13 protein-coding genes and 1 other annotated feature are annotated in these 12235 nt (G+C 37.2%); of the genes, 5 read left to right on the top strand and 8 right to left on the bottom strand.

Going from position 1 to position 12235, the window contains the following annotated elements; all coding sequences use genetic code 11:
- Positions 1–66: 66 nt before the first annotated feature.
- The 3 genes from H9655_RS00320 to leuS form a co-directional block, all read right to left on the bottom strand.
- Positions 67–264 carry a hypothetical protein gene (locus tag H9655_RS00320; protein ID WP_191809799.1) on the bottom strand — a complete coding sequence of 66 codons (198 nt, stop codon included), beginning with the start codon at positions 262–264 and terminating at the stop codon, positions 67–69.
- Positions 265–1021: 757 nt separating this feature from the next.
- On the bottom strand, positions 1022–1327 hold the full coding sequence (locus H9655_RS00315; RefSeq protein WP_191809797.1) for a rhodanese-like domain-containing protein: 306 nt from the start codon (positions 1325–1327) through the stop codon (positions 1022–1024).
- A gap of 126 nt (positions 1328–1453) precedes the next feature.
- On the bottom strand, positions 1454–3868 hold the full coding sequence (gene leuS, locus H9655_RS00310; protein WP_191809794.1) for a leucine--tRNA ligase: 2415 nt from the start codon (positions 3866–3868) through the stop codon (positions 1454–1456).
- Positions 3869–3926: 58 nt separating this feature from the next.
- Positions 3927–4157 (bottom strand) — a binding site (T-box leader).
- A gap of 185 nt (positions 4158–4342) precedes the next feature.
- Here leuS and H9655_RS00305 point away from each other — a divergent pair.
- Positions 4343–4696, top strand: a complete 354-nt coding sequence (locus tag H9655_RS00305) for a hypothetical protein (RefSeq protein ID WP_191809793.1) — start codon at positions 4343–4345, stop codon at positions 4694–4696.
- Between the two features lie 48 nt (positions 4697–4744).
- Here the strand turns inward: H9655_RS00305 and H9655_RS00300 are convergent, their stop codons facing one another.
- The 3 genes from H9655_RS00300 to H9655_RS00290 all read right to left on the bottom strand — a co-directional run bounded on the left by H9655_RS00300 (position 4745) and on the right by H9655_RS00290 (position 6665).
- On the bottom strand, positions 4745–5929 hold the full coding sequence (locus tag H9655_RS00300) for an MDR family MFS transporter (RefSeq protein WP_191809791.1): 1185 nt from the start codon (positions 5927–5929) through the stop codon (positions 4745–4747).
- Positions 5930–6222: 293 nt separating this feature from the next.
- Positions 6223–6387, bottom strand: coding sequence for a glycogen biosynthesis protein GlgD (locus H9655_RS00295; protein WP_191809790.1), 165 nt, complete (start codon positions 6385–6387; stop codon positions 6223–6225).
- A 14-nt stretch (positions 6388–6401) separates the two neighbouring features.
- Complete coding sequence (locus H9655_RS00290; RefSeq protein WP_191809788.1) at positions 6402–6665, bottom strand: YtzC family protein; 264 nt, start codon at positions 6663–6665, stop codon at positions 6402–6404.
- Positions 6666–6839: 174 nt separating this feature from the next.
- Here H9655_RS00290 and H9655_RS00285 point away from each other — a divergent pair, with 174 nt between their 5' ends.
- Together H9655_RS00285 and H9655_RS00280 are read left to right on the top strand one after the other, a co-directional pair.
- Positions 6840–7808, top strand: a complete 969-nt coding sequence (locus H9655_RS00285; RefSeq protein ID WP_191809786.1) for a TIGR01212 family radical SAM protein — start codon at positions 6840–6842, stop codon at positions 7806–7808.
- Positions 7805–8377, top strand: a complete 573-nt coding sequence (locus H9655_RS00280; protein ID WP_191809784.1) for a class I SAM-dependent methyltransferase — start codon at positions 7805–7807, stop codon at positions 8375–8377. Before H9655_RS00285 ends, H9655_RS00280 begins: the two co-directional genes overlap by 4 nt.
- Before the next feature lie 278 nt (positions 8378–8655).
- Here H9655_RS00280 and H9655_RS00275 read toward each other — a convergent pair whose 3' ends face one another.
- Both H9655_RS00275 and H9655_RS00270 read right to left on the bottom strand, forming a co-directional pair.
- Complete coding sequence (locus H9655_RS00275; RefSeq protein ID WP_191809782.1) at positions 8656–9741, bottom strand: tetraprenyl-beta-curcumene synthase family protein; 1086 nt, start codon at positions 9739–9741, stop codon at positions 8656–8658.
- A 24-nt stretch (positions 9742–9765) separates the two neighbouring features.
- Positions 9766–10569 carry an alpha/beta hydrolase gene (locus H9655_RS00270; RefSeq protein WP_191809780.1) on the bottom strand — a complete coding sequence of 268 codons (804 nt, stop codon included), beginning with the start codon at positions 10567–10569 and terminating at the stop codon, positions 9766–9768.
- A 181-nt stretch (positions 10570–10750) separates the two neighbouring features.
- Between H9655_RS00270 and H9655_RS00265 the strand changes: the two genes are divergently transcribed.
- Entirely contained in the window at positions 10751–11272 is a 522-nt protein-coding gene (locus H9655_RS00265) for a gamma carbonic anhydrase (RefSeq protein ID WP_191809779.1), read from the top strand.
- A 62-nt stretch (positions 11273–11334) separates the two neighbouring features.
- Positions 11335–12156 (top strand): C39 family peptidase, encoded by an 822-nt coding sequence (locus H9655_RS00260; protein ID WP_191809777.1) that lies wholly within the window; start codon positions 11335–11337, stop codon positions 12154–12156.
- Positions 12157–12235: the final 79 nt, after the last annotated feature.

Genomic DNA, 12235 nt, shown 5'->3' with positions numbered 1-12235 from the left:
GATTCACATCATAGCAAAAGAAATGTAGGGTGGTGGTATATTGGAGGGTTTTTAAATTGTTGCTCATTATTTTTTTGAAGTCAGTGTATCAATAATGCTTGTGAGCGCTTCTTTATTTAAGACTTTATAGTAAGTAGGCTTTTTGTTTTTGAAATGAAGTGCGATTATTTCATGATCATAGACGATAATCTCCCTCGCATTTTCTGCTGTCTTCGTTTGAAAGCCTATTCTATGTTCTGATACTGTTTTATGGTATTTTTTCACTTCAAGGTCTCGCAAAAATTTGATTGGCTCAGGCAGGGATCGCGTCAAAAATCGGGAGAAGCGTGAAAATTTGATTGGATCAAACGGGGATTGAGTCAAAAAACAGGAAAAGCGTGAAAATTTGATTGGATCAGGCGGGGATCGCGTCAAAAATCGGGAGAAGCGCGAAATTTTGATTGGATCAAACGGGGATTGAGTCAAAAAACAGGAAAAGCACAAAAATTTGATTGGATCAAGCAGTGATTTCCCCTTCAAAAATCTGGGGGAGCGTGAGATTGGGCCAATAACCTGTGAATCAGACCTATCTCTTCGGGAATGACAAAAGATTGGGCCGATAACTAGAGAATCGGACAATCTTTTAGTGAATACCTTCACCTATTCGCTTTGCTTTACTTTTATGCTGCTCATACTTCTTGTGAAAAGCAAAAGATTGGACAAACCCTTTCGTAAAAAGCGACAGAGCTGATTAACTCTACTTCCGACCTGCCCTTGAGTATTAATTCTTCTGAGCTTCGGAAACTCTTTGTAAACACATTTTTTAGTATGTGAGAAATGAAGTTTTCGTTTGTTCTCATCATACTAAAGAGCTTCATGCTATACCGATGCGGTAACAATCTCAGTTTGTTCCGCACTGCTGGACAGGTTTTCTGCGTTTGTTTGATTATTGATTCTAAATAATATTCATATTCCTTTAGCCCTTTATCAACTCAAAAAAAAGAAGACCTCCTAAAAAAGAGGCCTTCTTCATACGTACCAATTATTTTGTTTCGCCTTCCCACTCAAGCATACCGCCGACCATATTTGTCACTTGATAGCCTTGTTCTTGCATAAAGCGACAAACTTGTCCACTACGATTCCCTGAACGGCAAATCATAATATATTCTTTGTCTTTATCAAACTTATCAAGGTTTTCAGGAATTGTCCCCATCCTAATATGCTTTGCACCAGGAATGATGCCTTGAGCTACTTCGTCATCTTCCCTTACATCTACAAGTTCAAGTTGTTCTCCTGCTTCTAACTTTTTCTGTAATTCTTCTGTTGTGATTTCTTTCATACCAGTCATCTACTACCACCCTTTCCATTATCGTTATCTCTATTTTAAAGAAGTGTTTATCAAAATGCGAATATTACATTCGCATAGGGAAAAGGGTAGCTCTTTTCATAAGCTACCTCTTTTTCCGAAAGAAACTTAATTAGCGACAATATTTACTAGCTTCCCAGGAACAGCAATTACTTTTCTTACTGTTTTGCCATCAATTTGTTCTTTGATTTTATCATCATCCATGGCAATTTGCTCTAGAACATCCTTTTGTGCATCAACAGGTACCATTAATTTTGCCTTCACTTTACCGTTGATTTGGATAACGATCTCTACTTCATCATCTGTCATTTTCGCTTCATCGTATGCTGGCCAAGCTTCATAAGAAATGGTTCCTGTGTGACCAAGGATTTCCCATAGTTCTTCTGCAATATGTGGAGCAATTGGGGCCAACATTTTTACAAACCCTTCTGCATAAGCCTTTGGAAGAATATCGGCTTTGTAGGCTTCATTGACGAAAACCATCATTTGCGAAATAGCGGTATTGAAGCGTAATCCTTCAAAGTCCTCTGTTACTTTTTTCACTGTCTGATGATACACTTTTTCTAGTTGAGATACTTCTACATCCTGCACTTTGCTACTTAAGCTATGATCTTCTTCAGCAAGCAAACGCCAAATTCGGTCCAAAAAGCGCCTAGAGCCATCTAATCCATTTGTAGACCAAGCAATTGAGGCATCAAGTGGACCCATAAACATTTCATATAGACGAAGTGTATCTGCTCCATGACTTTCTACAACGGCATCAGGATTAACAACATTCCCTTTTGACTTACTCATTTTTTCATTATTTTCTCCAAGAATCATGCCTTGGTTAAATAATTTTTGGAATGGTTCTTTCGTATCCACTACACCGATATCGTATAATACTTTATGCCAGAAACGAGCATATAATAAATGAAGAACAGCATGTTCAGCTCCACCAATATAAATATCAACTGGTAACCATTCTTTTAATTTTTCCGCATCAGCTAATGCTTCACTGTTTTTCGGATCAATATAACGTAAATAGTACCAGCAGCTACCTGCCCATTGTGGCATTGTGTTCGTTTCACGGCGACCTTTTTTACCTGTTACAGGGTCGATAACATTTACCCACTCTTCAATATTAGCTAACGGTGATTCACCTGTACCAGATGGCTTAATCTCCGTTGTTGTTGGCAAAATTAAAGGTAACTCTTCGTAAGGAACTCCCGTCATTGTACCATCTTCCCAATGGATAACAGGAATGGGTTCACCCCAATATCTTTGACGACTAAATAACCAATCACGTAAGCGATATGTCACTTTTTTCGTCCCAATCTCTTTCTCTTCTAGCCAAGCGATCATTTTTGTAATCGCTTCTTCTTTACCTAAGCCATTTAAGAAATCAGAATTAATATGTTCGCCTTCACCAGCATAGGCTTCTTTATATATATATCCACCAGCTACGACTTCTTTAATAGGCAAGTTAAATTCTTTGGCGAAATCATAATCACGCTCGTCATGAGCTGGAACAGCCATAATCGCACCTGTACCATATGAAGCAAGCACATAATCAGCAATCCAGATCGGCATTTTTTCACCGTTAGCAGGGTTAATTGCATAAGCGCCTGTGAATACACCTGTTTTTTCTTTCGCTAAATCTGTTCTTTCTAAATCACTCTTTGTTTTAACTTTTTCAATATAAGCATTAACTGCATGACGTTGCTCTTCTGTTGTAATCACATCAACTAGTTTATGTTCTGGTGCAAGAACAGCATATGTGGCACCAAATAATGTATCTGGACGTGTCGTAAACACTTCAAACGTACCTTTGTCACCTTCGATATGGAAAGTCACTTCAGCACCTTCAGAACGGCCAATCCAGTTGCGCTGCATATCCTTCAAACTTTCTGGCCAATCAAGTAAATCAAGATCCTCTAGTAAACGGTCAGCATATGCAGTTATTTTTAGCATCCATTGGCGCATTGGTCTTCTTTCTACCGGATGATCACCACGTTCACTTTTCCCATCAATTACCTCTTCATTAGCAAGCACAGTTCCAAGTGCAGGACACCAGTTCACTGCTACTTCATCGATATAAGCAAGACCTTTTTCATAAAGCTTTAGGAAAATCCATTGTGTCCATTTATAATATTCCGGGTCTGTTGTATTAATTTCACGATCCCAGTCATAAGAAAATCCTAATGATTTAATTTGACGGCGGAATGTGTTAATGTTTTTCTCGGTAAATTCAGCTGGGTCATTCCCTGTATCAAGGGCATATTGTTCAGCAGGTAAACCAAATGCATCCCACCCCATTGGATGAAGGACATTATACCCTTGCATTCTTTTCATGCGTGCAAGTATATCTGTTGCTGTATATCCTTCAGGGTGTCCCACGTGTAAACCTACACCAGACGGATAAGGGAACATATCTAACGCATAGAACTTTCTCTTCCCTTTTTCTTCACCTGTTTTAAATGTTTTTTGTTCTTCCCAGTAGTGCTGCCACTTACCTTCAATTTGCTGATGATTAAAGCTCATCTTCTTTCCTCCTAAAAAATGCTACGTTTTTAAGTATAAAAAAACCCCTCATCCCTCAAAAAGGGACGAGAGGATTATGTATATCTCCCGCGGTACCACCCACATTAACAGTTTACAGTTAACTGTTCACTTCATTCATCCTTAACGCGGAGTACGGCAAGTATTACTGTTATTTTCACACTTGCTGCTCAGTAGGCGAGTTCATGAAAGGACCTGACTAGCTTACACCAACCGCTAGCTCTCTAATATCAGGCTTCCTAGCATTACTATTCCTCATCATTGCAGTTATAAAATATTCATATTGACATTGTAATCAATTTCAATGGTTGATGCAAGTAGGCTTTCACAAGTTACTATAGATAAGTATAAGCTATTCAAGAAAAGCGAAATCGTGACAATTTTTTTATCCATGTATTTCTCTTCCTTATTTTGCCCATAACTATAGTAAAAAATAAGGAAAGGTGATTTCATATTATGAAAGGTATCGCTTTTATTAATGAAAAGTGGATTATGAATGATTATAAAACTTTAGATGAAAGCCTTGAAGTTCAGAAGCAATCCATCCAGACGTTCATTGAAAATAACCAAATGAAAACCATTAAATTAAATCCTTATCAATTACATGATTACTACACCATTCCACATGCCTTATATTATGATTTAAAACAAACCAAACCGAAGTTAGATTGCCTGATACTCTATTCTGAAAAAGTCATTGAAAGTTTTATCGAGGCTTATCCCGCTCGTTGGTTGATCTTGAAAAGTTTCTTTCATAAAGTCATTTTTCTAGATGAAGTTCAATCACATCATTACCAAGATATTATCTGAATGGTTGAGTAAAGAGCCCCTAGAATTTTTATCTACGGGGCTCTCTTTTTATGAAGATATAGCTGGCATGACTTTTTTCTTTTTAAGCTTTTTATCATAAACAATGGTTGTATATACGGAGATGAGCAGTAATGCCATTAGAATACCGAAAAGCATCTTTACACCATATACATCGACAAGTACGCCTCCAAGTAACGGCCCGATCATTCTGCCTCCTGTAGAGACACTATTAACAATCCCTTGATAGAACCCTTCTTTACCTTTTGGTGCTAAGTCATTTGCAATAGTAGGTACCGCAGGCCATACAAGCATTTCGCCAATGGTTAAAATAATCATTGCGGTGACAAAACCAGAAAAGGCAACTGCATTTCCTACAACAGCAAAAGAGATAGCAAAAATAAAAATGCCAATAATAATTTGTACTTTTAATGATTTTATTCTTTTAACTAAAAGACTAATTAATGGTTGTGCAAGCACGATCATGGCGCCATTTATTGTCCATAACATACTGTATTGTTTTAAAGAAATCCCAATTTGTTGAGTATATGCTGAGATAGTCGATTGCCATTGCACATAGCCAATACAACATAATAGATAACCGATTAACAGAATGAATAGTGCGTTTAATTTAGGATTACCGCGCCATTTTTGTTCTGTTTTTATTTCATTTGGTTGATTAACAGGTTTTACTTCCATTTTTCGATAGCTAGTGACTGCTATCAAAAAGAACAAAATATACATTAGACAATTAGCGATAAAAATATAATTGAAAGAAAATGAAGCAATATACCCTGCCATTGCTGCACCTAATGCGACACCTAGATTTGTCGCTACATACATCGCATTAAACGCTTTTCTCCCGCCCTCTTTCCATACACTTCCTGCCAATGCATACATAGAAGGAAACACGATTCCTGAGCCAAAACCTAAAATCGTCAATAATACAATGTATTCCGGCCATCCGTGTTTAAAGACCATAATAATGAGTGAAGCTAACGAAATGACTACGCCTAATAAAATCGAGCGATAGCCACCTAATTTATCAAACAGCACACCACCAACGAGATTGCCTATGACTGTTGCTGCTGAATTGATCATTAAAACAATACCGGCCATCGATAAAGACTTTCCTAATTCTTCATGCATATAAATCGTGTTTAAAGGCCATAAAAAAGAGGAACCTGTTACATTAACAGCCATCCCAATAACTAATAACCACAAAGCTCGAGGCATCATCCATACCCCTTTCACATTCTATTCATTTCATTCCATTTCGAATTCCAAAATAAATTCTATTCGTTTTTGATGATGGATTCAATACTAATTTTGTGACAGATTTAGACATCTACCTTATCTATACATATAAATGAATAAATACTCTTAAAATTAAGCATAAACGGAAGAAATGGATGCCATTATGTATGATATATACAGTAATCGTTTTATTAACTTTTTCAAAAACCGTACACAAGCAAACTCCATGAAATTCGCTTGATGTACGGGATTATTTGACTTACACATATGATTTATTCTGGATGAAATTTTGATTTCACAGGTTGCCCACCTGTTTCCTCATACTTCTTTTTAGACCGTGGGATCACATTCGCACTACCGAATTCAACCTCTTGGTTATTGAGACCATTTCTTGTTTTTTGCTCTGGATTGTTTTGGTTTGATTTTTTTCTAACCATTTATTATTCACCTCTTAATGGGGAGTAATGATCATTTGATTTTGTAATTGCTGTAATTGTAATCTCATTCGATGAAGCTCTTCCCTTTGTGCATCTGTAGCACTATGAGACATCGTCATTAAATCATTGTAGGCTTGTTCAATATGAGCAAGCGCTTTAGCATAGTCTTGGTCGTTATAATGTTCTTGCATTTGTCCATCTTTAAACTGCATATTAGCAAATTGTATTACTTCTTCACATTGTTGCATTAATTGTTGTACGGATTCACGGGTTGCCATAAAAGCCTTCCCCCTCTTTTTAATGAAGTGTACGAAGCAAATGCGCCTCATAGATAGTATTTACCGAGTGTTCCATTTCTACTAATTGAAATGTTATCAATGTGTAATTGAGTTGATGATTTCTTTCATGATAATATTGAATTTGTCACAGTGGTGACTTTAGGAGGGCTAACTTTGGATTTACTCACTCAATTTCCATATACAATTGATCAAAAACGTTATCATACATGGAACTTTCATTTAAAAAAACATTTCGGACATAAGGTCTTTAAAGTAGCTTTGGATGGGGGCTTTGATTGTCCTAATCGTGATGGTACTGTCGCTCATGGTGGCTGTACATTTTGCAGTGCAGCAGGTTCAGGTGATTTTGCCGGTAATCGGGCAGAACCATTAGACGTACAATTTATTAAAATCAAGGATAGCATGCATAAGAAATGGAAAAATGGAAAATACATCGCTTATTTCCAAGCATTCACAAATACCCATGCACCTGTTGAAGTACTTAAAGAAAAGTATGAATTTGTCTTAAAACAAGAAGGAGTTGTTGGCTTATCTATTGCCACAAGGCCTGATTGTTTACCAGATGATGTCATAGACTATTTAGCTGACCTTAATAAAAGAACATACTTATGGGTTGAATTAGGCCTACAAACCGTTCATGAAAAAACAGCCCAACTAATTAATCGTGCACATGATTATGATTGCTATAAAGAAGGCGTAAAGAAACTTCGGCAACATCATATACGTGTCTGTTCTCATATCATTAATGGTTTACCTGAAGAGTCACCTGAAATGATGATGGAAACAGCACAGGAGGTGGCAAAATTAGATGTGCAGGGAATTAAAATACACTTGTTACATCTTTTAAAAGGCACGCCGATGGTTAAGCAATATGAAAAGGGAATGGTTTCATTCCTTAGCCGTGATGACTACATTCAGTTAGTTTGTGACCAATTAGAAATTTTACCAAAAGAGATGATTGTTCATCGCATTACTGGCGATGGGCCTATCGATCTTATGATAGGTCCTATGTGGAGTGTGAATAAATGGGATGTCCTAAATGGCATTGATCAGGAACTAAAGCGAAGAGATAGCTGGCAAGGTAAATATCATCAATCATTTACCGAGGAGGTGAGCTCTTGAAGATAGAACGTATTTTACCATTTGCGAGAGAACTACTACAGAAAGCAATTGCACCAGGAGATGTCGTCGTTGATGCCACACTTGGAAATGGACATGACACATTATTTTTAGCTCAACTCGTTGGCGAACATGGCAGAGTATATGGATTCGATATCCAAGAAGAGGCCATACAGTCTACCCAAATTAAACTTGATGAACACGAACTTTCTAATCGTACAGTTCTATTCAATCGTGGTCATGAGCATGTAACTGCTTGCATTCCACCCATTCATTTCGGTCGTATCACTGGCGCCATTTTTAACCTCGGGTACTTACCTGGTGGAGACAAAACGATTGTCACAAGACCGAGAACAACTATTTCCGCGATTGAACAATTAATCGATATGATGGCACCTGAAGGCATCATTATTTTGGTGATTTATCATGGCCATCCAGAAGGTGCTGTTGAGCGTGACTATATTTTGCGTTACTTGAAAACCATTGATCAACATACTGCTCATATTTTGCAGTATCAATTCATTAACCAAGCTAACCGTCCACCTTTTATTGTTGCGATTGAGAAAAGGTAAGACGAAGATCAATTACGTACAGACAAGAACAAATTTGTTCTTGTTTTTTTATTTTATGTACATTTTAGCGTCTGAACCGATTCTAAGCTATTCAAGTCAGCATGTCTTTTCTTGATGGCTTGCTTGCGAGTCAGACATGCATGCTTTTACCTTGTGTGATTCGATGCAGACCTATGGCGACAGAAACCCCTCATTACCTAATGTTCCAAGATAATGACAGTAGGCAGAATTTTATTCTGCAAATTTTATCGTTTTAAGACAGACATTAAGCTTTCAAATCATGAACTCACAACTGCCTTCCTGCTTTTTAATGCGCGATAGGCACGACCATTAATATAAAAAAAGAGGCTTGAAAATCCACCAGATTTAATCATCTTTCTTGCTAGTTTTTTCATTTGCTGTCTTTTTCCAACTTTTTCATCTGATAAGTATAGCCCTAATAACCCCCGGTTAATTAAAAGGTGAAATCGTTTATGTGGAAGCTTATCCGTCTGCTCATCTGCACACTTTACAAAATAACGCATGCGCTCAAATAACTCTTTTTCATCTTCATAATAAAAGCAAAAGTTTAAATCCCCTGCTTCCTTATCTTCCTCTTGATCAATGTAATAGTCTAATAAAATGTGTAAGCCTTGAATGTATGGAAAATACCCATTACGTATAATCTCACCATAGCTTTCCTTATAGTCCCTTCTCGTTGCATAAGCAACTAAACAAAAAATACCGAGTGTAGAACCCGAACAAGCAGAAAATTCATACCAGCTCATAGATGGGATGATATCTTGATGTTCTTTATACCAATTTTGCAAGCGAGGAACTCTTTGTTCTATTGCCACATGTTTATGTATTTGTAAATCACAATAATAACGACAAAGCTCTGTTAAGTAAGATTTGATCATCGGATAATTTTCCATAGAAGCTAAAACTTTACGGCAAGTCATCACTAATGCTAATAGATACCCACCATCTTCTTGGTCATCCCGATAACGATAATAGTTCACCTTAGGTAACTGATCATCGATTAACAATGAATGACGCATCGCTTCATGTATTGCCGTAAAATCTTTAGGGTCCATCGATGTACTTCTATCACATAAATTATCTAAGTAATCACTAATGGTTTGATAGGCAACAATAAACGTTATGACTTGACGATAATCATCAACGGCCAAAAGTGACATGATGGCCCCACCCTCACAATGAAAGGTTTTATCTTTTATGCTAGAAAGAGCTTGCGACTTTAATTCCTCATTGGGGATTGATTCCGCCAATTTGCGCCATTTATTTAACTCTTCATTCACAGCAGGCATCACTTTTCTATATGCATTTGTCATTAAGCTGATCGGCATTGTTGGTACATTCATTACATGGACTCCCCTTACGCTTTACTAAATGATATACCCGATAGAACGCAAACTGCTCATTACAAAATCCTTTGCATAATCAAATACATCTTCCCTCTCTGGCTCATTAAAGATTTCATGATAGCATTTTGGCCATTCTTTAAAACGTTTCTCAGTAAACGGAGCTTTATTGAACCATTGTTTAACGGGAACCTTATTAACAATTTTGTCATCTCCACCTTGCATAACCAGTAAAGGCACATCTTGCACCTTTTTTATATCTTCAAATGCGAGATTGATCGTTTGCTGTAGTTCACGAAACCACCTTATAGACACTTTGGTAATATATAATGTATCGTTTACATCCATTTCTCTTACATCAGCATTCCTTGTTGCCATATCAATAGTTAATCCGGAATTGACTCTTAATGTAGGAGCAATTTTATTTAAAGGATACGATGCAAGCTCGAGTAGCTTTGGTGGGTTTTTCATAAGTCCTAAACATGGAGATGAAAGAATGACGCCCGCTAGCTTTAATCTTTCTTCTTGTAACAAGCGTATTGTTATTAAACCACCCATGCTATGACCTAAAAGAAAAACAGGTAAATCAAAGGTGTAAGCAGCTTGTATCCAATCCTTTACCTCAATAAGATACTCTTGAAAAGAATCTATATGCCCTCTTCTTGATCTCGTCGTCATTCCTTGGCCCGGAAGGTCACCCATAATGACGTGAAATCCTGATACTCTCCACATTTCTATTAACCAACCATACCTGCCGTGATGTTCCATTGCCCCATGAACCATCACAATCACACCTTTTGCCTCACCCTCAGCTTCCCATTTCCACATCGTCTGATCCTCCTAAAAACAATTCTGTTTCGTTCAAGTTTGTTATCCTTTATTATATCCTACCTTTAAAAAATCTTCACGATTTCTCATGATTTCTCCATGATATAATATTAAAAAAGAGCTGAATGGCTAGAAAACAGCCCTTATAAATTGACTAAGATAAAAAGGAGCTATGATATCAATGATTTATCCTTTTCATGACAAACAACCAAAAATTGCTGATGATGTATTTATTGCTGATTATACAACTATTACGGGTGATGTAGAAATTGGCGAAGGATCAAGCGTTTGGTTCAATACTGTCATCCGCGGCGATGTTGCACCCACTTATATTGGAAAAAGGGTGAATATACAAGACAATTCTGTTCTTCACCAAAGCCCTCAAAACCCACTCATCCTTGAAGATGAAGTGACAATTGGACACCAAGTGATCTTACATAGTTGTAAAATAAGAAAAAGAGCATTAATTGGCATGGGTTCCATCGTCTTAGATGGTGCAGAAATTGGTGAAGGTGCATTTATCGGAGCAGGTAGTCTTGTGCCTCAAGGGAAGATCATCCCCCCAAACACTTTAGCATTTGGTCGTCCAGCAAAAGTAGTACGTGAATTAAATGACGATGATAAAAAAGATATGGAGCGGATTGTACGAGAATATGCTGAGAAAGGGCAGTACTACAAAGCAATCAAAAAAGAGCAGCAATAACTTCTGATAAATTTTGCTCTATCGCCGATAATAAGTGGAAGACATTTTTTCAGGTGGTGTAATTGTTGAAATTTATTATTGGATTGACACTGATTTTGTTAGCTTATTTATTGATAAAACTGCTAAAAAATGGTGCTAAACAACTGCTTATCCTTCTTCTTATTTTAATTTTCCTTCTTCCTTCTCCGAGAGTAACAACGGAACACGCTGATGCGGCTCCTTTCCGAGAGAACAAAAGGGCGGAAGGTACAAACAATGAAGAATTTATCGTAAAAATAAAACAACAAGTATTATTGGACATTCCGGTCATACCACAATTTCCAGAACTCCCTCGCGGATGTGAAGTAACAAGCCTGGCGATGTTACTCAACCATGCAGGTGTAACTGTTGATAAAATGACTTTAGCTAAAGAAATCAGGAAAAACCCTGCAACGTTTCAAAAAAAAGAGGGCAAGATTTATTATGGTCACCCCAATGACGGTTTTGTTGGCGATATGTACTCTTTTAACAATCGAGGACTCGGGGTTTACCATACGCCGATTAAAGAGCTGGCAGAAACCTATTTACCAGATAAGATTCATGATTTTACTGGTGATGACTTTTCGTCAATCAAAACACATCTCTCTAATGAGAAACCTGTCTGGGTGATTATTAATACGAAATACAATGAACTGCCTGATGCTTATTTTCAGACATGGCACACACCAAGTGGCGTGATTGATATTACGTATAAAGAACATTCCGTGTTAGTCACTGGATACGATGACCAATATATATACTTTAATGATCCCTTTTCAAATATAAAAAATAAGAAAGCACCTATCAAAGAGTTCCAAGCAGGTTGGGAACAAATGGGCAGGCAAGCCATTACTTATTTAAATTAGAAATAAGGCAGTTAAGAAAATCAACATATCAAATAACAAGAAAAAAACCCGGACTATTGTTCGGGTTTTAATTTGATTA

It is taken from the genome of Cytobacillus stercorigallinarum, from assembly GCF_014836495.1.
GTDB lineage: Bacteria > Bacillota > Bacilli > Bacillales > Cytobacillaceae > Cytobacillus > Cytobacillus stercorigallinarum.
This window is presented reverse-complemented; position numbering and strand designations above follow the sequence as displayed.